Annotated in this window: 15 protein-coding genes; 4 read left to right on the forward strand and 11 right to left on the reverse strand. The window is 46.1% G+C overall.

Annotated elements, in window-relative coordinates:
• Positions 1–144: 144 nt before the first annotated feature.
• Complete coding sequence (locus tag P2W70_RS32435; protein ID WP_276485771.1) at positions 145–420, forward strand: hypothetical protein; 276 nt, start codon at positions 145–147, stop codon at positions 418–420.
• A gap of 700 nt (positions 421–1,120) precedes the next feature.
• Here P2W70_RS32435 and P2W70_RS32440 read toward each other — a convergent pair.
• The 4 genes from P2W70_RS32440 to P2W70_RS32455 form a co-directional block, all read right to left on the reverse strand.
• Complete coding sequence (locus P2W70_RS32440; protein ID WP_276485772.1) at positions 1,121–1,849, reverse strand: hypothetical protein; 729 nt, start codon at positions 1,847–1,849, stop codon at positions 1,121–1,123.
• A 72-nt stretch (positions 1,850–1,921) separates the two neighbouring features.
• A complete protein-coding gene (locus tag P2W70_RS32445; RefSeq protein WP_276485773.1) occupies positions 1,922–2,431 on the reverse strand; it encodes an HAD family hydrolase in 510 nt (169 codons plus the stop codon).
• The gene (locus P2W70_RS32450) at positions 2,406–3,557 is read right to left on the reverse strand and encodes a DNA-processing protein DprA (protein ID WP_276485774.1); all 1,152 of its coding nucleotides are present in this window, start codon (positions 3,555–3,557) and stop codon (positions 2,406–2,408) included. Before P2W70_RS32450 ends, P2W70_RS32445 begins: the two co-directional genes overlap by 26 nt.
• A gap of 6 nt (positions 3,558–3,563) precedes the next feature.
• On the reverse strand, positions 3,564–4,172 hold the full coding sequence (locus tag P2W70_RS32455) for a ComF family protein (protein WP_276485775.1): 609 nt from the start codon (positions 4,170–4,172) through the stop codon (positions 3,564–3,566).
• Positions 4,173–4,751: 579 nt separating this feature from the next.
• Between P2W70_RS32455 and P2W70_RS32460 the strand changes: the two genes are divergently transcribed.
• Positions 4,752–6,329, forward strand: coding sequence for an IS1182 family transposase (locus P2W70_RS32460; protein WP_276485776.1), 1,578 nt, complete (start codon positions 4,752–4,754; stop codon positions 6,327–6,329).
• 335 nt (positions 6,330–6,664) lie between these two features.
• On the opposite strand, the gene P2W70_RS32465 is transcribed toward P2W70_RS32460, so the two are convergent.
• Together P2W70_RS32465 and P2W70_RS32470 are read right to left on the reverse strand one after the other, a co-directional pair.
• Positions 6,665–7,036 carry a hypothetical protein gene (locus tag P2W70_RS32465; protein ID WP_276485777.1) on the reverse strand — a complete coding sequence of 124 codons (372 nt, stop codon included), beginning with the start codon at positions 7,034–7,036 and terminating at the stop codon, positions 6,665–6,667.
• Positions 7,037–7,084: 48 nt separating this feature from the next.
• Positions 7,085–8,863, reverse strand: a complete 1,779-nt coding sequence (locus P2W70_RS32470; RefSeq protein WP_276485778.1) for a glycoside hydrolase family 9 protein — start codon at positions 8,861–8,863, stop codon at positions 7,085–7,087.
• A gap of 224 nt (positions 8,864–9,087) precedes the next feature.
• Here P2W70_RS32470 and P2W70_RS32475 point away from each other — a divergent pair, with 224 nt between their 5' ends.
• Together P2W70_RS32475 and P2W70_RS32480 are read left to right on the forward strand one after the other, a co-directional pair.
• The gene (locus P2W70_RS32475) at positions 9,088–10,221 is read left to right on the forward strand and encodes an acyltransferase family protein (RefSeq protein ID WP_276485779.1); all 1,134 of its coding nucleotides are present in this window, start codon (positions 9,088–9,090) and stop codon (positions 10,219–10,221) included.
• 131 nt (positions 10,222–10,352) lie between these two features.
• Positions 10,353–13,238 (forward strand): alpha/beta hydrolase family protein, encoded by a 2,886-nt coding sequence (locus P2W70_RS32480; protein ID WP_276485780.1) that lies wholly within the window; start codon positions 10,353–10,355, stop codon positions 13,236–13,238.
• On the opposite strand, the gene P2W70_RS32485 is transcribed toward P2W70_RS32480, so the two are convergent.
• The 5 genes from P2W70_RS32485 to P2W70_RS32505 all read right to left on the reverse strand — a co-directional run bounded on the left by P2W70_RS32485 (position 13,216) and on the right by P2W70_RS32505 (position 20,511).
• Positions 13,216–13,848, reverse strand: a complete 633-nt coding sequence (locus P2W70_RS32485) for a class I SAM-dependent methyltransferase (protein ID WP_276485781.1) — start codon at positions 13,846–13,848, stop codon at positions 13,216–13,218. The genes P2W70_RS32480 and P2W70_RS32485 overlap by 23 nt on opposite strands.
• A 186-nt stretch (positions 13,849–14,034) precedes the next feature.
• On the reverse strand, positions 14,035–15,012 hold the full coding sequence (locus tag P2W70_RS32490; protein WP_276485782.1) for a DUF5007 domain-containing protein: 978 nt from the start codon (positions 15,010–15,012) through the stop codon (positions 14,035–14,037).
• Between the two features lie 18 nt (positions 15,013–15,030).
• The gene (locus P2W70_RS32495; RefSeq protein ID WP_276485783.1) at positions 15,031–15,717 is read right to left on the reverse strand and encodes a hypothetical protein; all 687 of its coding nucleotides are present in this window, start codon (positions 15,715–15,717) and stop codon (positions 15,031–15,033) included.
• A 33-nt stretch (positions 15,718–15,750) separates the two neighbouring features.
• A complete protein-coding gene (locus P2W70_RS32500) occupies positions 15,751–17,355 on the reverse strand; it encodes a RagB/SusD family nutrient uptake outer membrane protein (protein ID WP_276485784.1) in 1,605 nt (534 codons plus the stop codon).
• Between the two features lie 18 nt (positions 17,356–17,373).
• Positions 17,374–20,511 carry a SusC/RagA family TonB-linked outer membrane protein gene (locus tag P2W70_RS32505; protein WP_276485785.1) on the reverse strand — a complete coding sequence of 1,046 codons (3,138 nt, stop codon included), beginning with the start codon at positions 20,509–20,511 and terminating at the stop codon, positions 17,374–17,376.
• Between the last annotated feature and the right edge of the window lie 21 nt (positions 20,512–20,532).

The raw sequence follows: 20,532 nt of genomic DNA on the forward strand, positions 1-20,532 counted from the left end.
AACTATTTCCTGCGTGTATAATGCTATAATAAGCTGAAAAACACAATCAAAACTGATTATGTTTTTCTCTATGTGAAGAAAAATTCGTATATTTATATATAGGGCAGTCGAAAGACTTAAAACCCTTTTTTACAAATGAAAAATATGAAAAAAAGTAAGCTTTATTTCCATGTACCCTCTCAGCAGGAGGTTTATGAAGTGACCCCTGATTGCTGTGTAGTAAGGGTGCATTACAATGAGAAGGATCCTCTCATCCAAGGTAGAAATGATGAGGAAGGCTCCAGGCTGCTCAATTCCTATGATTTGGAATGCTACACCTGTCATCCAGGACTGGAAATTATACCAGTAAGCCAGGAATTCTACCAGCAAAAGTATAGAGAAGCCATTGAGCTTAACGAGAGAAGAAACAATGCTGCATAACTAAGCATTTTATCCCCAATTCCAGGAAGCTGAGTGCTTATACTTCATAGTATAGTCCTCCCGGACAGTTAACCCAAGTGAACTCAGCGTAGACATCTCCACTTTTACTTAGAAATTCACCTCACATTCCAACAGACGGCGTCAGCCGGTAATTGCATTTTGCATGCCGGCGCGCTGTCCATGGATTGTACTGTTTAGCCCGTGGAGGAGAGTAACCTTGCACGTTGTTTGCGATTCAGTTCCGAAATAATGTTATCCTCCGTTGTTACGCCATCCTGCACGCTCAAGGCTTTGATGGAATAGCGCATGCCTTTGCCATTGGCAGATGTCTTTAGGTCAGCGAATGAGCTTTCGGGAGTCGCGACGCCAATAAGGTTTGATTGAGCCCGGGAGCATTATTCCGGGGGTAATTACGGCATTGCAAGAAAATGGCAATCTGGATAGCTGAACTGAACATTGTAAATTATCAAAGTGTTGGATCATACTTTCTTAATCCTAAGAAATCCATGTATTCGTTAAAATCCCACACTGACAAATGTGAACCCGCCCGTGAAGCACTTGCGATCATTGCTTTGTCAGATGTTACAAAGTGCAACCTCGAGCCTCCAATAGTATGTTTTCCAGCATTGAACATTAGCTCTATATCCAATAGAAAATTGGCACGGCTTTTAAGTGTCATGTCAAACTCAGATCCAAGCAATCATTCGTAAAGCTCTTGAAATAATGCGATCGGCTCGGGAAAGAATGACGCAAATGCTTTAGCCATATCACCAAGCTCTTCATCACTATGCTCCCTTACTAACCCAGTTTCTTTTAGGGCTGCGTACGTTGCTACGATATAGCCAATCCCAATCATTTGTTTGAACGATTCTGATCGAATATTTTCAAACATTCCTTTTCTTTGCACAGGGTCGTTAGCAAACAACTGCCAACTGGTCGAGGTTGGGTCTAATTTCCTGATCACATGTAGAATATCGCTTATGAAGTTTTGCTCGCTTCTATACACTTCAGCCTTTATTCTGTTAAGATTTTGCTGGTGTTTTATAAAAACGTGAGGCGTAGGGTCGCTGGCAAATTCAGAAAGCATTCTACCTATCGCTTCACAATGCGCAACCTTGCTTGGCAAAGTGCTGTCGAAAAATATTCTGCTTATTTGTAAATCTTGCGTCGCCATTACTCTATATTCTGTAGAATCCCCATTGTACTTGTAAAGCGCCTTTATAGCCTTCATGCAAACGGCAAAATAGGGGTCGGTCCTATCAGCAATGTGCGACAACAGCTCTTGGGCGACGATAACTGAAAAGCTACTCTCAATATTGTTTGCTTTCTCACGGGTGTTGAGGTTTTGTATTGCTTTTTCTACTTCTGAGTCTGATCTGTTCGTAACGAAATACCGGTAGGCGTTTATGTCCCAAACAACTTTATCCATAGTATCATTTATAGGAAGTAATAAAAGACAAGGTTTCCATTTTATGCGACTTGCAACGGAGCCAAACCTTGATTATCCGTTTAATAAAGCGATTATATCGATGGGGGTATTGGCAACAAATGCAGGATTGGCGCCCAATAGTTTTTTCTGGTTTTCCGCACCCCAAAGGCATGCAACTGATCTTATGCCTGCCGCGTTCGATGAAATGATGTCGATGTCTTTATCTCCAAACGATAAGATAGAATCTGCAGATGCATTCAATTTAGCGAGAGCCAAGTTCATTGGAGCAGGGTGGGGTTTAATTTGGGCTTTTCCAACATCATGGTAACAAACTGTATATGTACTACAAAACTGCCATTGATGACAAACTTTGATGCAATAAGGTTCAGGACTTGATGTGACTATGCAGTAATCAATACTACTTTGTTTTAAAAAGGTCAATACTTCACGTATTCCATTATACTCCTGGAAGGACGGAATAAGTTCATAAACCTTTGGCCAATTCCTCGGCCTGAATGGTTCAGCAATTTTGCTATCAATCAGTGTTAGGTCAAGGTCAAATATTACTTTCGTTATGGGCATGGCTACTATCGTTATCCTTTTTCTTGGTTTTAGCCTTTCTTGGCGAGGGTACACTACCATCAAGTGCTAATTGTACATTATCTTGCTGTGACTTCTTTGACTTTTTTTTCTTTTCAGATTTAGGCTGTTCTGTCGTCGTTATAGAACTCCATTCTTTGTCATCAAAAAGTATCAGGTTTATATCAGTAAGTGGTGTTTTTTCAATAGTGGCAAGATTGGGGTGACGCGATGGGGAAACTTTACTTATGAGCCAGTCTATATCCTCTTTAGTGTTCAAAGCTCTTGCCTTTTCCTCAGAAATCAATTTTTCATTGCCACGCGATTTATCGTTCTTTTTATCATGTGGATGGGCTACAGCAGCTAAAATTCTACCATAGTCAATAGTGTACTGTACAGTGTGCATTGTACCTCCCTTTATATCGGTTTCAATAACAACTGTAGCTTTTGAAAAGGCAGCTTGTATTCGGTCGCGTTCAACAAAGAAGTTCCCAATAGCCCTTGTTTTCACTATATATTCTGAAATCAAACACCCTCCATGCTCGAGGATCTTCTCAGCAAGCCAGGCATTTTCTCTTGGATAGACGCTATCAAGTCCATGTGCCAAAATAGCGTGGGTTAGACCATTAGCTTTAAGACATCCTGTGTGTGCTGCTGTGTCACATCCTTTTGCTAATCCGCTCACGACAGTGATTTTTTCCTCTCCTAATCTATATCCAATTCTTTCTCCAACTGCTTTGCCGTATGGAGATGGTTCTCTTGTACCAATGACAGCGACACATGGGTTCTCCGAAAGATTGTGAATGTTGCCTTTGAAATAAAGAATCACTGGGAAGTTAGGTGTATTTAGTAGCTGTTTGGGATAGCTGGTGTCTCCGTACGAAAGTGCTTTGATATTTTGGCGCTCACTTTCCTCGATTAGATTTTCAGCTTTCTCGAAAGAAGCAAAAATTTCCTGTTTCGTTAGAGGTTGAAGTTTTAAGGTTTGACTGTAATCTAAAATAGCTTCAACGAGATCAATGTCCAACGTCGGTCTAAATGTCAATACGTCATTAAGTTTCACTACTTTACTTCTTCCAATCCCTTTCACATGAAGTAGCTTGATGATTTGACTTTTAGTAAGGTTCATTTCTGGCTATTTGTATTTTGAAAGAACCGACCGGTAGTATTCCTCCACATCCTTTTCGTTGTTTGAAACGCCAGCATATTCTGGTTTCTTAGTTTGCGCCAAACAATAACCATACAACTTTGCATCAGGGCACTCATCTTTAATTAGTTTCCCGATAACCTCCAATGTAGTACCTGTTGTAGTAATATCGTCAACCACAAGGATATTCAAACTATTCCAGTCAATTCCTTTTGTAAGGTAATACACATCCTCTAATTCGGCTATTCTTTCTGGCCTGGAAAGGTATTTCAACGACTTAGTTTTCCTTTTTTTTGCGACGGACAATGGAGAGTAAGTGCCGCCGCTTCCTTCGTGTATGGCAATACAAAGACTTCTCACCCTATTGGGCCTTGTTGCTGTGGTTTCGTTACTGCCAAGTGCTCTGATTATGTAGTCAAATTCTATTCCTGTTTTCTCAATTTCGATTGCGGATATTTCTGAAAAAGCAGCGACCTGCGCTTTGTAATCAGCCTTAAAATCCATTAGCTGTTTTGTGATAAAATCGGCCGACCGTTTCGTAAAATACTTGAATTTATACCAAACCGTTTCATATCCGTCTAAATCAAATGACTCCATTCCTGTGGTTTTAAGGGTGTCGTAATTTAAGCCTGCGCGATACTTGGGGAAACCGTGTTTTCACCGTATTTGGCACTTTTCGGCTCAAAGTCTATTCAGCAACCTAATAAAACGAAAAGGGTACGCATTGCAACTACGTTACGGCATTTATTATTTTAGCAAAAATTAAATAGGTTGGAATGATTAAACCAAAAGTGCTTCATTTGACAGGGAGTTTGGAGCCAGGAAGAATACAGGCTTGACCGGCGGCCAAGCCGATGAGCTGATTGAGCCGTGGATCGCCTTGTCACAATGACTGGATGTTCAGGTTTCCGATGACCAAAATGCTGATTATACGCAGAGAGAGTAGCCTTGAAATCACAATATTTGCTCCGACTGGCAAATATTGTTGGAAATGTGTAAATCCGGCATTGGAGTGCATTTAAGACACGCATTTGACACGCAAGGCCTACAGTTGCTCATTCTCAGGCCAAGTTCGATTCCTGTTCTGGCACAAAGGGGCTGACCAAAAAGGTCAGCCCTTACTTTTTGTAGTAAGGGCTGTTTTGTAATTTTAAGTTACCACACTAAAAAATTACAATGGCTAAAGTAAAGACTTCTGTAGTATTTAAGCATTACGCTCCCCAACAATCTTTATTGCTTCCCCCCTCCTTAGAAGAGCTTATTGGTCCTAAACATTTGGTTCGTGTGGTGAACGAAGTTGTGGAAGCTATGGATATCAGTGACTTAATCAATTTATACCAGGGTGGCGGCACCAGTAGTTTTCATCCCCGGATGCTGCTAAAAGTGTTGTTATATGCCTACAGTGTCAAGATTTACACTGGCCGCAAAATTGCCAAAGCACTTGGTCAGGACATTCACTTCATGTGGCTATCGGGTATGAGTCGTCCGGACTTTCGGACGATCAACAATTTTCGCAGCAGCAAAGCCAAAGAGATAATAGAAGTGCTGTTTAAAGAGATGCTGGAGTTCCTGGTAGCACAGCAGTATATTAAACTGGAGAACTATTTCTGCGACGGTACCACTTTACGTGCCGATACCAATCAACACAAAATGGTTTGGAAGAAGAATGCAGAGCGCTATGGGAAGAAGAATCTGGAGCACTGCCGGGAGTTGTTCAAACAGATAGAGGAATTGAACGACCAGGAGAATAAAGCCTATGGCAGTGGGGATCTGGAGGAGCACGGAGCGTCTTCAGCCGTTACCAAAGAGGCTATTGCAGAAAAGGTGACAGCTCTGAACCAAACGATCCGTAATGCAGCTACTAAAAGCTGCAAACGCAAGGCCGCCACTCTTAAAAAGAAGCTGCGGGAAGCAGAAAGCAAGATAGATAAGTACGATGTCCAGATCGCCAAAGCCGGTAAACGAAGCGGCTATAATAAAACCGATCCGGATGCCAGCGCAATGATGATGAAAAATAAAGTGGAGGTACTTCCTGCCTACAATATACTGGCAGGCAGTGAACAGCAGTTCATTACAGGAATAAGTGTTCATCAGACTACTAACGACGGCGTTTGCTTTGAAGAGCACTTGCAACAGATCGAACAGCAGCAGCCCAGTAAACCAGACAGGATCATCGCAGACAGCATCTTTGGTACAGAACAGAACTATGAATTGTTACAGAGTAATGAGATAGCCAATTACATGAAGTTCCCCCTCTACCACAAGGAGCAGACAAAGGCATACCAGCAGAACCGTTTTATCAAAGAGAACTTCTCTTATGATCCTGTAACGGATAGTTATGGATGCCCCAATGATCAACGGCTTATCTTCAAAGGCAAACGTCAACATACACATAAGCGTACAGGTTACAGATCTGTAGTGAAGCTGTATGAATGCAATGATTGTTCAGGTTGTCCTTTTATTCAGCAATGTTGTAAATCCACCAAAGGCAATAACCGTCAGATAGAGGTGAATGAAAAGCTGGAAACCTTTAAGCAACAGGCCCGGGAAAATCTCCATACAGAACTGGGCCAGACCTTAAAAAAACGACGTAGTATCGAAATTGAAAGCTGTTTCGGTGACATCAAACACAATATGGGCTTCCGTCGCTTCCACCTGCGTGGGCTACACAAGGTAAAAACAGAATTTGCGCTGGTGGCAATGGCCCATAACCTCAGAAAACTGCACCTCAAGGAACTCAAAAAGACAGCATAGTAAAAAAAAACGCCTCCCTAAACGATTTTTAGTACCAGGCCAACTCCACAATTTTACAGCGTCACAGAAAAAACGCCTCTCCCCAAAAAACATATAGCCCGCCAGAGCGGGCCACATGTTTTTTACATTTTTAGGCGCTGACCTTTTTGGTCAGCCCCCTACGGTTTCAAGATTAATAAATCTTATTTAATTCATTGATCATTAGCCCTTTTAGGTTTCACATGGCCTTAAATTTATTCCAGAACGAGTTCGAAATCTGTCCGAATGGGTTAACGCAACAAACTAAAAAGCCTTCAAGTCATCCACTTGAAGGCTTTTTTATGTTTGATACATTCTTATTTCGACAACAGCAATCCAGGCAAGCGTAACCCTTCTTCGCTCTCCAGTACTTTCAGCATGCCTTTTTGTAGCCCGGCGGGTATTAGACTGATCTCCGCCTGGCCAAGGGGTTGCAGCAGTTCGATAAAGTCATCCTTCTCATTGTAGTATCCCAAAGACAATTGCCATCGGCCTTTCACCAACAGCTGGAGCGCCGTCTCCGTGTCTTCTTCATAATCGTTGGCTTTTACGAGGGCACAGCTTTCTTCTTCCATTTCCTCAAAATGGACATCAAACGCCTTTGATTCGGCCAACTCTTTCAAAAGTTTTTGCAGCACTGCACCCGGTTGCTGTTTCAGCCGGTCTTCGAATACCTTATTTTTTGCCATAAGTACCGCAAAGATAAAAACAACGATCTATATCCCGTCGCTGAACCATCATTTGTTCGCCGCCAATGCCGTCACCGCCTGCAGGAACCAGGCCGTGTGGGGAATCCACTGTTCGGTCCAACGCCATTCGTTGCCGGCAGCTTCCTGTTTGAAATCGATACCGCTGCCATCCGCCTGCCCCTCCTTACCGGTAATACCGTTGGAGATGCCTCCTTTTCCGGAGCCGTGGCCATACATGGAAGCCATATAAGGTACATTGTTGACGCCAAATCCATACATGAAGCACATGGCGTACGGATTGCTGCCCAATATCCAGTCCAGTTGCCGGGTAGCCAGTGCTACCAGCGAATCTTTCCTGCTTTTATCAGCAGGCTTGTTGTATACCCATTGTGCCCCTGTCAACAAGGCGGTAGCAATAGAACCCAACCGGGCATTCTCGCCCTGCCACCACCAGCCCGACTCATTCTCGTGCGGAATGAAAAAGCCGTTCTGTTGCTGCTGCCTGACGGCAAAGGTCTGGCGCGCATAGCCGAACGGATTGCTGACCTCGTAGGTAACCGCCAATTGATAATCGAGCCAGCCACGGATGGTGCTCAACGTTGTATTGCGCAATACAGGGTCTTTTTCTATGGCCAGGTAGCGGCCGAGTGCCACCACGGGCAGACCGGCGTCGGACGCATGCCAGAAAGGACGGCTTCCATCATCCGCGATGAAATAGCCACCCGGTGCCTGGCGACGGTTCAAATTGCTGGCGCGTTTGCGCGCCTCCTCCCGATACGGTACTTCACCCGTCGTGATCGATAATTCCGTGGCCGCCATCAGGGCACAATAATCATCGAGGATATTCTCCTTTCCATCATCGGTGTATTTCGTATTGTTGGTCAACAGGTGGGCAAAAGCTCTGCGCGCAGCAGCCAGGTATTGGGCCGACGTAGAGTCGCCGTGCTTTTTCCAACGCGCCACCCTGGCCAGTGCGGCAATGGCCATGCCACCACCCTCCCGGAAGGCACACTGGTAATCGGCCGTAGTGACGCTATTGGCCAATAATCCTACAATGCGTCGGGCGCTGGGATCTTTCTTAAAATAGCTGAACACCGTCATGTAGAAATAACCTTCCGGCGATAAGGAACGCATGAGGTAATCGGCACCCCACAAAGCCTCTTGCTCCAGCGAGTCTTTTACTTTCAAAGTACCCAACAATTGCGGAATGGTTTCTGCCGTATTGACCATCGACCAGGTAACCAGTGGGGTTTGTTGGGGTGACATGAAATTTGTATAGGCCAGGTGGGAAAAGTATTTGCTGATATCTCCCGACGCATCGCACCAGCCACCGCGTACATCTACCGTTTTGTCGCTGCCAAACAACAGCATTTGCTTATCCGATGCCTGCTCTTGCGGCGTATTGGCCCTTTGATGTTGAAAATACTGCACGATGGAAGGGATCGTCAACCGGGCGAGCGCCTTCTCTGCCACCTGAAAGGAAGCCGACGAACAAGCAGCCCCGTCGAGCACTACGCGCAGCTGGTAGTGACCAGGCTGCCGAACCGCAGAAAAATCGGCCAGGTAATAAAACTGCTTCGGCTCCCACCCTTCTACTTGCTGGGGCTTGCCGATCTTACCGCTATAAACGATCTTCTGTGAAGTTTCGTTCCAGATGTGAAAAGAAATGGTATCTGCATATTGGGTTGTCGTTTGCAGGATGGCATTTTTGGGCGATTGAATATCCCAACCCACCTGGTTGACATGTATTTTAAGTTGGGAAAAAAGTGAAGTCGAGTAGCCAAGACATGCAAGCAATAAAAAGCAGGAGAAAGTCAGCTGTTTCATATCAACGAATTTACCAGTAGGATCACAAGAATGCGCTACTACAAATATTCCAAAAGCATCAAGCAATGATAAACAACTGACTATCAATATACAACTCCACTCCTGTAGAGGTTTTGGCGTAGTTCACTACGGTCATTTAAAACTCCGCCTACTAATTTCTGATCTGCACCGACCTAATTACTTGATTGCAATAACTTCAACGACTTAACGATAAATCTTTTGTCATGAAGTATTTGTCTATTCGTTTTTTACAGGCGATTGCGGTCCTTTCTATATTAGCGGCCAGTGGCTACCTCTATGCCGAGATAACGACGAAAGCCAATTTTAGCACACTCCCCCCTTACTTCAATATCGGACTGGCAGGATTTGACCTGTTGTTTGTGATCGCCGGATTTGTCGTAAGCCAACAATTTCGCAATTACCATGGCGGTGCTGACGCTGCGCGCTTTCTGGGGAACCGTTTTATCCGGATCAACTTACTTTTCTACATTACCAGTTTATTGTGTTATGGCCTCTCCCTGTTGCAGGAACGCATTGCCAACGGTGGCATCTTTTTTAATCAAGACGAGGTCATTCAGCGCATCATTGATACAATTATATTGGTACCCGCCACCGATGCACAATTCTTATACAACCCTTTTTTGCCCATTACCTGGGCCCTGGCCTTTCTGTGGCTTTCCTACCTACTGTATTCTGTGGCTATACTCATTAGCCGAAAGCAGAAAATCCTCCTCATGGCCGTTTTTATTGCGATTTTGAACAGTTTACAATATATCCTGCAACCAGTCGACCTGCGATTAACCTTTTTATGGAATCCCATCCTTGCTGAGTTTTTGCTGGGCATGATCCTATTTCGTATTCTGGACAAACTGAAACATCCCCAGGCGGGCTTGGGTTATCTGATGATTGCCCTCTCACTGGCCTGGCTGATTGCTTTGTGCTGGTTGAGCGATCCTGCAATAGGGCATCCTGGGAATATTTTGGCAGGTATTTTAAGTATTAAGCGATTGTTGTACTGGGGAATACCCAGTGGCGTTTTGTTGATGGGCGTTTTGCTGGTAGAGCAAGCAGGCCATTTGAAAACAATTTGGCAGCAAGGTCTATTCCAGCGTTTGGGCAGGGCCTCCTACCCTATCTTCTTAGCGATCGGGCTCATGGGACCTGTCATGCAATTGTTAGAAACTGCTGTCGGTTCAAAGCTTCCTGTCGTTGTGCTTGTGTTAATGTACGTACTAATAGCCATTTTGCTCGGGTTCGGCATACATCAGTTAGCACGACGTTTTGCCCCCAAGACGTCCCAAACAGTTAAACCTGTGGCATATGAAAATAGCCCAACCTTGATTAAAACTCAGGCTTAGCCATCCGGCTACGCCAATACGCCCGAAAGCGATCAAATTCAAGGCCTTAAGATTAGGTAAATAAATGGTTAATTAGACTCATTATACGTTATAATCAGCAATACCATCATCAAAGAATCTATAAAAGTCCGATGAAATCTATTGCGCTCGTATTTCCGATCCTATTTTTCTTTTTGCATAGCCTATGCCAAAAACCAATTGTTGATACCGGTATGTTAAACACTTGGCCCATCGTAGCCACCGGAGAAGATGGCATAGCTATGAGTCCGGATGGGCACTTTGCGGCTTATGTCATCTATAACCAGCCAAGGGGAAAAAGCACGCTGACGATAAAACAATTGGAAGGCAATTGGGAAAAGTCGATTGTCGCTGAATATCCATCGATCATATTCTTCAGCGCTGACAGCAAACTACTACTCTTCAAAACTGAGGAGGGGCTTTTTAAGCTGCAGATGGGCAAAACAACTGCTCAACTTTTTGCTGGTAATGTAGACGTATTTTACCCTTACGAATTAAAAGGGAAATGGATACTTCTCGCCAACGAAAAAAAAGCATCATCTTATAGACTAATTGACCTTGTAACGAGCAAGGAACAAGTCTTTGATGATGTTGCTCAATTTGAATGGATGGATGCGGGCAAAAAAATTTTATTCAAGTCTCCCGCGAACGACCTGACGCTGCTTGACCTTTCTTCGAATCACAAATTTACTCTGTCAAAAATTGTTGATTATCGATTTTCGAATAATCTAAATGAAATAGCTTACGTAAGTCTTCACGATGCTGCGCAGGTTCTGAAAAGAAAACCATTGAAAGTTGGACCCGAAAAAATTTCCTGGATCGGAAAACCTTCGGACCGTATCGAGCAACTTACATACAGCGAAGATGACCGACAGCTGTCTTTTGTTGTAATCGATGACAAAAATGATAAAAGCATCTGGCATTGCCGTTCATCGGACATGATAGCGACTCAGCTCATCAACGACGCCGAGCTTTTAGAGAAACAAGGCCTCAGCATCGAGTCATTGAATTATTTTAGCGCTCAAGGCTGCAAATGGATATATTTTTCTACAGAGCGATCCCCTGCGTCTGACTTGTCTACGGTACCAACTGTAACTAGTGTGGATATCTGGAATTATCAGGATGACGAATTATTCCCTGCACAAATTGACACTCGATCGTTTAGGTCTGGCGTTTTATTTGCCATAGAAACCACCACAAAACAGTTACATAGATTTACTAAAAATGAAAATTGCATTCAAGCATTTAATGATCTTGTTTTAGTTGAAATAACTGAGAATCAAAAAAGGAAGAGCCAATTCCAACAAGGCGCTCAAGAATACTGGCTTTATAATCTTAAGACGGGTTCCAAAACTCCTATTATAGGAAAAAACAAAAATCCCATGGCTGGTGTTCGCATTTCGACTTCCCCCCATTACCGCTGGATCATCTATTGGGATCAGGCTACTGAAGACTACTACAGTTTAGACTCACAAACCGGAAATATTGTAAACCTAACAGCTCATTTGCCATTCAAATTTACCGATGAAGTGCTTCAAAACGTAAGACCTATTCCTGTGGGCTATATCAATTGGCTAAAAAATGAAAGCTATATGCTTATTTTCGACAACTACGATTTATGGAAGATAGACCCCAGTGGCACCGAACAACCAATATGCCTTACTGGAGAATATGGAAGAAACCACGGTGTTTACCTAAGGTTTATGCAAGTACCTCCGGCAAGCATAGCACCAGGAACTGAAGTCCTCTTTACCGGGTTCAATAAATGGACTAAAGAAAATAGCATATTTAGCATGAAATGGGGGAATTCAAAGAGCTTAACTTGTTTAGTAGTAGGCCCATATAATTATTATCAAACCACCATTTTTCAGCAACCATTCAACAACCCTATGGCCCCTTTATCAGGTACCCACGGAAAGGCCTCTCACTGGATCGTATTGAGACAAAGTGAGAAGGAGTATCCTAATCTATATTATAGTAAAGACCTGCAGCATTTCAAGCCGATCACCCACCTGGAACCACATAAAGCTGTTAATTGGCTAACTGCCGAACCGGTTATCTGGAAGATGTACAATGGACAACTCAACACTGGCGTGCTGTATAAACCAGAAAACTTTGACTCCACCCAAAAGTATCCTGTTATTTTTAATTATTATGAGAAGTTCTCCCAACGTTGTTACCAGTTCCCTATGCCGGGACTGACAACTGCAAACATTAACATACCATGGTTTGTAAGCCGCGGATACCTTGTATTTACGCCAGATATTCAATACAGCACTGCCAATGTTCCTGGCGGGATGACCATCACTGAAGCAGCCTACAATGCCGTCGCTTCTGCCGGGGAATTCCTGGCGCAGCGCCCCTATGTAGACAAAGAACACATGGCCATTCAGGGGCATAGTTTTGGCGCTTACCAGACATTGGGTATACTCTGCAACTCTTCCGATCGGTTTGCAGCCGCAATTGAAATAGCCGGAACTACTGATATTATCAGCTCATATTTAACATTGATAACAGGTGACGAATCTCCTAACGCTTCGTTAAAAGAGGATAAACAGGATCATCCTCAAGGTAGAATGGGGGCTACCCCTTGGGAACGGCCAGATATCTATCTTAAAAGTTCATCGGTTTTGAACGCCCACAAGATAAAAACTCCATTATTGATGGTCCACAATAAAAAAGATGGCGCTATTAATTTTAACCAGGCTGTCGAGATGTATATGGCGTTGCGAAGGTTGAGTAAGCCGTGCTGGCTGATTCAATATGATAATAGTGGGCATGTATTAACAAATCGGAAAGACAAATTAGACTTCACACTTAGGCTTACCCAGTATCTTGACCATCATCTTAAAGACGCACCAGCACCACTCTGGATGACCATGACTCACTTAAGGCAATATAAGGACAAGAATAACCTGTTCGCTTTGGACAGTACCCGCAGTTGCTTCCCAGGCTGCAAGGCCTGCGCCAAGTACGTTACTCCATCACCAACAAACTAACCATCGTTTCCTGGCCATCCTTAACGACCACCAGCTCCTTCTGGCTGGTGCAAAGCGGCAATAACTTCTCGATAAACGGCTTTGCCATCAATCGTTGGGGCGTCGTGAGCAAGATGGTGGTGCCCTGCGCCAAGAAACGCAATAACACGGTGTATAGGCGATCAAACTGTTCAGGATCATAATTGATGTCGGCGAGCAGTAATACTTCAGCAGTGAGGTCATGGGGCAGGTGATTCCAATCCAGGAGCCGGGCTGTGAAATTCGACAATTGGGCATGACGTGCGGACTGTTCAATGGCTTCCACCGCTTCCGGCAAATAATCGCTGCAACAAACTTCCTGCGCATAGCGGCCCGCCACCATTGACGGCAATCCCAATCCGGCCGCCAATTCCAGCACCCGCTTGCCCTGCACCCATTCGGGATGCTCGTGTATATAGTCTGCGAGGGCAATGCCAGCCGGCCACAATTTTGTCCAGTGCGGAAAGGGAACATTTACCTGCACCCGCTTTTGCTGAAAATACGCTGCCTGCACCGCCTGTGCATCCGGTACGAACAGCTCTACCTGGTAGCCTGGACGTTTAATTTTCTGTAATTGTAACGCTATCGACATAATGCTCTAAGCCTGTAAAATAACCCCTTTTTAGGGAAAGACACTCCCGCCCTCCAGCGGGACGGGACAACATTTCTGCCGGAGGCACCCCAGGAAATGCCAGTAGTGCAAAAAAAATCGGCAATACCTGTGAGGTATTGCCGATACAGAGGCTTAAGCAGAACGATTCACCAATACTAAACAAACTTAGTTAATGCGCTGCGCATCGGTCAGCTGGACCTGCACGACGTAGGTGCCTTCTATCTTCACCTGAAACCCTACCACCGGGTTGGCGGCATTGTTGGGCAGTGCGTCGATAGATACATACGTAGCCGGAATTCTATAATAGATCAGGTAGCCCCAATCTGTAGATGGCGTTATATAAGGGCGCAACGGAAACGGCGCCACTTCAAAATCACAGATCATGGCGGTATCGGTGTATTTCACCGGGTTGAACTTGGCGTGCGTTTCGAAGAACGGACGGTCGCCGCGCTTAACGATCATACCCGCTGCCGGATTGAAGGGGCGGCCATTCTTGTCCACATACTTCAGGATCACGCGCGCGCCATCGTTGGATACCTTGGTAGCGGTTACCCGAGGCGCCTTGATGCCGGTAAACACCTCACTCGCATTGGAGCCAGAGGCTGCCGCGTAGGTAAGGGTGAACACATCGTCTGTAGTAGGATCCACCACATTGATGTCGGCAAATGCCGGATAATCCTTGGTGCCCCTGGAGTTGGTGGCCCTAAGATCAAAAGTATACAAGCCCAGGGGCAGGTTGGCAGAGGCGCGGTTGAAACTGATCTGACCACTGATGGGGTTGAAATTCATCGGGGTCATTTTCTTGAGCTCCCGTTTCTTGTTCAACAGCTCGACTGTGGTATCCTTTTGCGGATCGAACACATCTCCTTCTTTAAATACCAATACTTCGTATTCCTGGAAAAATTCCTTCGGTGCTGCTGCACCTGTCGCTTTATCGCGCAGGTTCGACAATTCAAAGCTGATCGGTGGTGTAGAACCATCGGCATTGATCCGGTCTGACAGGGTCAGCGATAACCCCCTTTTGGCGTAAATAACGCGGTCTTTGTAGCGGATGGTATCGCTGAGAAAACCCACGTCGATTTTGGAACAGGCTGCCGCCAAAGCGACAACGGCCAATGAAGCAACTATTATTTTCTTTTTCATTGTATTGTGCTTTAAGGGTTATTTGGGCAGTGGTTCAGTGTTGAAGAACAGGCGGTGGCGGTTGTCCAATACGTGAATAATACCTGTTGTGGTGATGATGCCGGATGTCTGGCAATCGACTGTCACATCTTTTAATTCGTTGGGAATCGACGTGAAATCGAGTTCATCCGCATCCAACGTGCCGATCACTTTGGTAAAGTTGACATAATCGACATACTCGATGTAGGTATTGTACGGCTGTATCCTGCGCAGTTTGATGTACTGACGGATATTGGAGCCCATCGGGCCAATCTGACTGGTGAAGAAAGCGCCTTTTGTATTGAGGTTCTCGCGCTGAATTTTGCCGGGGAAGATGTACATCCGGAGTGAGTCTTTCAGCACCGCCGCGCTTACGTCTTTCATCCCGAACACGATGTTTTCGCTGCCCACTTCAATGATCTTTTGCTGTTTTTTAGCCAGCATCCAATCCCGAACACCCCAGTTGGTCACGGCAAAAAAGGTGACATCGCCATTGATGGCATCTTTCAATCCGGCCATATCGATGGCTTTTACCAGCGAATCGAAGGAACCGTGTTGTTTCAAATAATCGTAGGTGGTCATGTTGACATGGGGATCGTGTGTACCACCGTCATTCTTGTATTTGTCCTTTTTGCACGACGCCAGCAACAAGATCAGGGCCAGTGCCATCAGTATTTTGCTTGCCATTACTCGCATAAATTTCCTTTAGTAGTTGAACAATTAGATCTTGCCTCTCCAGTACTGGGTTTGTACCAGGTATTTGTTTTCCTTGAACAGTACGGGAGCTACCGGCCAGTAAAAGCCTTCTGCCTTCAGTCGCTGATCGCTTAACCAGGACGAACTATTGACCGCCTGCCTGGTGCGTACGAGGTCATAAAACAACTGGCCTTCGAGGTACAGTTCTTTGGCGCGCTCGGCGATGTACTCAGTCATGACTTGCGCTTTTGTAGCGGTCTGCGGTACAAAGCTGGATACATGGGCGCCATTGCGCTGACGGAATCCGTTGATGATGTCGATAGCCGTAGTCACCTGATTTTTGTACAGGGCAATTTCCGCCTTTAACAGCTGCATGTCGGCCAACCGGAAAATGTTCTGGTTGTTGCTGAAATTACCGTCGAGTTGTTGTCCGGGTTCGCGGAAGATGATGTTTGAATACTTGATGCAGGTGGGATAATCGCTGTTTACGTCATCGAAATTCTTTCTGAAGCGGATGTCTGAATTGTCCATTCCTTTTTTCTCCACTTCCATCCATACCCACTGGTTGGTTACCCATACCCATTCCCACACCTTGGTGGTTTTATAATAGTGCGAAGACAGGTAGTCTTTCTTCACATAGTAAAACGCGTTAGCAGCAAAATAGCGCACATAGCGGCTATCGAGGAACCAACGTCCGATGTGCTGGGTAGAACCTTCCAGGGTATTTTCGCTTTTATTGATCTCGAAAATGCTCTCGGTAGAGCGACCGATAAAAGTTTGATAGTAATTGGCCGTATCGGTGAGCTTATAGCCACCTTTTGTTTCGATCTCATTGATCGCGTTGGCTGCATTGTCTACATCGGCCATGATGGGATCATTCGTCTGCATGTTGCTGACAGTAGCGCGCCAGAGGTAGAGGTGTGCCAACAGGGCGTAAGCAGCACCTTTGTTGGCTGTCACCGCCTTATCGGCCGCAGAATTGTACTCCCATTTCAGGCTTTCGATCGCTGCCTTACAGTCTTTTTCGATCTGCGCCATTACTTCCAGTTTGGGTGTACGGCCCAGGTGGGGAGCTTTCAGCGGATCGTCATACGCTTCTATCACCAAGGGTACATCACCCCATACCCGCACCAGCATGAAGTAGGTGAGCGCCCGGATAAACAGGGCCTGGCCTTTGATGTTGTTGCGATAATTGACAGGATCTGCATACCCCTTCAGGACTTCCTCCGGTACTGCCTCCATGTTCTTCAACACGATGTTGGACATGGCGATGGTCTTGTAAAACTTTGTCCAGTTACCCAGTGCCTGAGACACATAATTGTGGTCGAAGCGACCTTGGGTGACCTCGGTATTTCCCTGACCATCATTCGTACGCAGGTTAAACTCATAGTCGGTGGTGGCGTCACCATAGGCGTAAAAACAGTTCCAGGTGTTGTAAAGGCCGTCTGAGAGGGCATCACGAAGCATCGAATAATTGCCGGCAATGGCATTGGTGCCAGCCCGGGGATCGGACCAGAATACTTCGTTGTAGGTAGAGTTCTTGGGTTCCTGTTCCAAAATCTTATTACAGGATACCGTGGTCAGTGAACACAAACCCAGGAATATATAGGGAAGTTGCTTGATGTTCATATAAGATTTTTACCAGATTTAGAATTGTACTTGGACGCCGAGTGTAAATTTCTTGGGAATGGGGTAACCACCGCCGGCATACTGGCCGTAGTAGTCAACCGCTTCCGCGTCGGGCAGTCTCTTCGACTTTTGGATCATGAACACATTGTCCAATACGCCATAGATCTTGAATTGACCCAGTTTCCATTTTTTGATGAGCTGGGTGGGCAGATCGTAACCTGCTGTTACACTTTTCAAGCGCAGGTAGTCACCATCCTCGAGCCAGAACGTTTGACCACGTACATAGTAGTAGCGGTACGTACTCATGGGATAAGCGGGATAATCAGCTTTATCACCGGGTTTGCGCCAGATATTCATTTTGGAGAAGTCGGGCGTTGAAATATTGGCCATATCCGCCAGGTTACCCGATCCGGATACGTTCTCGAATACATCCGCATCAAACGTATTGATCACATCGCGGTCGAATACGAAGGAGAAGAACAGGCCGAGGGTGAAATTCTTGTACGAGAAGTTGTTGGTCCAACCACCGGTGAATTTAGGATTGGGGTCACCATAGGGGATCTTATCCGGATTCATATCGGTTTCGAACGGATTGATCAGGTAATCTCCATCGATGTCTACAAACGACATATCGCCGGCTTTGTACGCGCCTGGTACACCTACAGGGGTACCGGTAACGGGGTTGATGGGAATATCGGCCGTGGTAGAATATACACCGTTCGTTTTGTACATGTAGAAGGTGTTGATGGGCCTTCCTACACTCAGGATATGTGTTTTATCGAAAGATCCGTTGGACGTGATGAGGTCACGTCCGGAGTTGGGCAGCGACATGATCGTGTTCTTGTTGTACGACACGTTCAGGCGGCTGAACCAGTTTACCGCACTACCTCTCTTCAGGGGGCTACCCGCCAATACCACTTCCACACCCGCGTTGCGCACGCCAATGGAGTTGGTCTTTGCCAGGTCATATCCTGTGGTCACGGGCAGTAGCACGTCCATCAGGATATTGGAGCCTTCGCGGTTGTAGAGGTCGGCCATGATTTGGAATTTGCCGTTCCACATTTCCAGTTCTGCCCCTACGTTCCATTCAAAGGATTTTTCCCAGCTGATGCCTGGCTGGGCCACCCCATTGGTGAAGTTGGGCGTAATTGCGGAAACTCCATTGTACGAAGTTGCATCACCGGCGCCATAATAGCTGCCTGCGTTGACGCGATACAAGTTGTACGACAGGTAGTTTTGACCGGGTGCCTTACCCGCATTGCCCACACTACCGCGGATCTTCAGCAGGGAAATATTGGACTTGCTGTCCTTCATGAATGCTTCTTCAGACAGCAACCAGGCGGCAGAAGCAGAGGGGAAGGTACCCCATTTGTTGTTTTTACCGAAACGCGAAGAACCATCCCTTCTTACCACCGCAGACAACATATAGCGGCTGTCATAGTCATACACCAGGCGCGCATAGTAGGCTACCAGCCCATTCGCCTGATAATCGGAACTCGCCGTGAGGTGACGTTGCTGGAAGCCAGAGATCACCTGGATCTGATCGCTCACCCCATTACGGCCTTCAGCAAACAGCGATTTGAACTGGTTGTATTCTACGTCCATACCCCCCATCAACGCCACGTTGTGTTTGCCGAAAGCGTTGTTGTAACTCAGGTAATTGGAGGTGCGCAGGTTGATGCTTTGATCGGTAAACGAGTTGGAAATATTTCCAGCACCACCCGTGAGCTCATTGGTACGGTTGTAATCGCGGCGATTGCCATTTTGCATGTACGACGACTGCGAGGTAAAGTTCAGGTGCTTGGAAAATTCATACCCCAGGTTGAGGTTCACCGTAAACTGGCTTCCTACGTTCTCATCCAGGTTCTTATCGTAGGCTCCCAGCAAGAAATCTTTGCGGGAATCGCTGATATTATAGAGCGAAGTGGGCATATTGGTCGCATTGAGTCCGACTGTGTTTCCCGCGCCCCGTGATCTTTGCGTACGTGAATAAGCGATGATGGGGTTGATGGTCAACTTTTGGTTCAACGCCTTCGACATCAGGTTGAGGCGCATGGTATAGCGGGTGAATCCCGTTGCCTTTACGATACCTTCTTCATTGTAATAACCAGCGCTGAAACGATAGTTCATACCACCGGCTGCACCGCCACTAAGGCTGAGGTCGGCATTGTTGATGCGGCCTACCTGGTAAAACATATCCTGCCAGTCGGTGTTGCCGTTGAAGGCGGGGTTCAGGCTATCCGTCAGCACATACGGCATGGCAATCATCTGACCATCGCTCAACCGCTGTTGAGCATAGAGATCATTGATCATTTCCATCTTCTGGCGGCGTTCCGTGGTACCCAGTGTGGTGTTGCGCAATTGAGGACGTTGGGTAAAACCTGTGTAGAGGGACAGGTTCACGCGAGGTTCGGTATTGCGGCCACGTTTGGTGGTCACCATAATCACCCCATTCGCCGCTCTGGAACCATAGATGGCTGCCGCAGAGGCATCACGCAATACGTCGATGCTTTCGATATCCTGCGGGTTGATGCCGGCGATGAAGTTGGTACCGGTACCCATGCCTGGCGTGTAATTGTCTTGTGCGGGCTGTGGAATACCATCTACTACATACAAGGGCTGGTTGGTAATTACATATTCGTCGTATCCGCGGCTCAGCGTTGTGGTACCCCGGATCTGAACCGTGGGGGATGCACCCGGTTCACCGGTAAAGTTCTGCACGTTCACACCTGCGAGGCGACCTTGTAGTAACTGATCGAAACTGGCAGCAGGCAGGTTGGCCAATTCTTTACCCGAGATACTGGAAATCGCCGCGGTGTTCTTCTTCCGCGTGATCTTCTGGTAACCGATCACGACAATGTCATCCATGCTGCTTTGCGTAATCTGCATGGATTCATTGATCTCGTTGCGGTTTTGGATCGGAACGATCTTTTTGGTGTACCCGATCATGGCTAGTTCAAGCGTGCCATTACCCGGAGCCGGAATAGAGAAGTGTCCCTTGTAATCGGTCTGGGTGGCGACCTTCGTGCCACGCAGTGAAATGGTAACACCTTCGAGCGGAGCTCCTTTTTCGTCCTTGACCGTTCCTGAAACGGCCTGTGCCATGGCTATGGCAGACACAAAAAGGCTGATAAGAGATAGCAGTAAGCCTCTCATAAGCATAAAAAAGGTTTGGTT

The organism is Paraflavitalea pollutisoli (assembly GCF_029360705.1).
In the GTDB taxonomy this organism is placed as follows: domain Bacteria; phylum Bacteroidota; class Bacteroidia; order Chitinophagales; family Chitinophagaceae; genus Paraflavitalea; species Paraflavitalea pollutisoli.

Bases quoted from the DNA above. Each gene is read 5' to 3' on its own strand.
- P2W70_RS32435 (WP_276485771.1), top strand. From the start codon at position 145: ATGAAAAAAAGTAAGCTTTATTTCCATGTACCCTCTCAGCAGGAGGTT.
- P2W70_RS32445 (WP_276485773.1), bottom strand. From the start codon at position 2,431: ATGCCCATAACGAAAGTAATATTTGACCTTGACCTAACACTGATTGAT.
- P2W70_RS32440 (WP_276485772.1), bottom strand. From the start codon at position 1,849: ATGGATAAAGTTGTTTGGGACATAAACGCCTACCGGTATTTCGTTACG.
- P2W70_RS32460 (WP_276485776.1), top strand. From the start codon at position 4,752: ATGGCTAAAGTAAAGACTTCTGTAGTATTTAAGCATTACGCTCCCCAA.
- P2W70_RS32455 (WP_276485775.1), bottom strand. From the start codon at position 4,172: ATGGAGTCATTTGATTTAGACGGATATGAAACGGTTTGGTATAAATTC.
- P2W70_RS32465 (WP_276485777.1), bottom strand. From the start codon at position 7,036: ATGGCAAAAAATAAGGTATTCGAAGACCGGCTGAAACAGCAACCGGGT.
- P2W70_RS32485 (WP_276485781.1), bottom strand. From the start codon at position 13,848: ATGTCGATAGCGTTACAATTACAGAAAATTAAACGTCCAGGCTACCAG.
- P2W70_RS32450 (WP_276485774.1), bottom strand. From the start codon at position 3,557: ATGAACCTTACTAAAAGTCAAATCATCAAGCTACTTCATGTGAAAGGG.
- P2W70_RS32470 (WP_276485778.1), bottom strand. From the start codon at position 8,863: ATGAAACAGCTGACTTTCTCCTGCTTTTTATTGCTTGCATGTCTTGGC.
- P2W70_RS32490 (WP_276485782.1), bottom strand. From the start codon at position 15,012: ATGAAAAAGAAAATAATAGTTGCTTCATTGGCCGTTGTCGCTTTGGCG.
- P2W70_RS32505 (WP_276485785.1), bottom strand. From the start codon at position 20,511: ATGAGAGGCTTACTGCTATCTCTTATCAGCCTTTTTGTGTCTGCCATA.
- P2W70_RS32480 (WP_276485780.1), top strand. From the start codon at position 10,353: ATGAAATCTATTGCGCTCGTATTTCCGATCCTATTTTTCTTTTTGCAT.
- P2W70_RS32475 (WP_276485779.1), top strand. From the start codon at position 9,088: ATGAAGTATTTGTCTATTCGTTTTTTACAGGCGATTGCGGTCCTTTCT.
- P2W70_RS32495 (WP_276485783.1), bottom strand. From the start codon at position 15,717: ATGGCAAGCAAAATACTGATGGCACTGGCCCTGATCTTGTTGCTGGCG.
- P2W70_RS32500 (WP_276485784.1), bottom strand. From the start codon at position 17,355: ATGAACATCAAGCAACTTCCCTATATATTCCTGGGTTTGTGTTCACTG.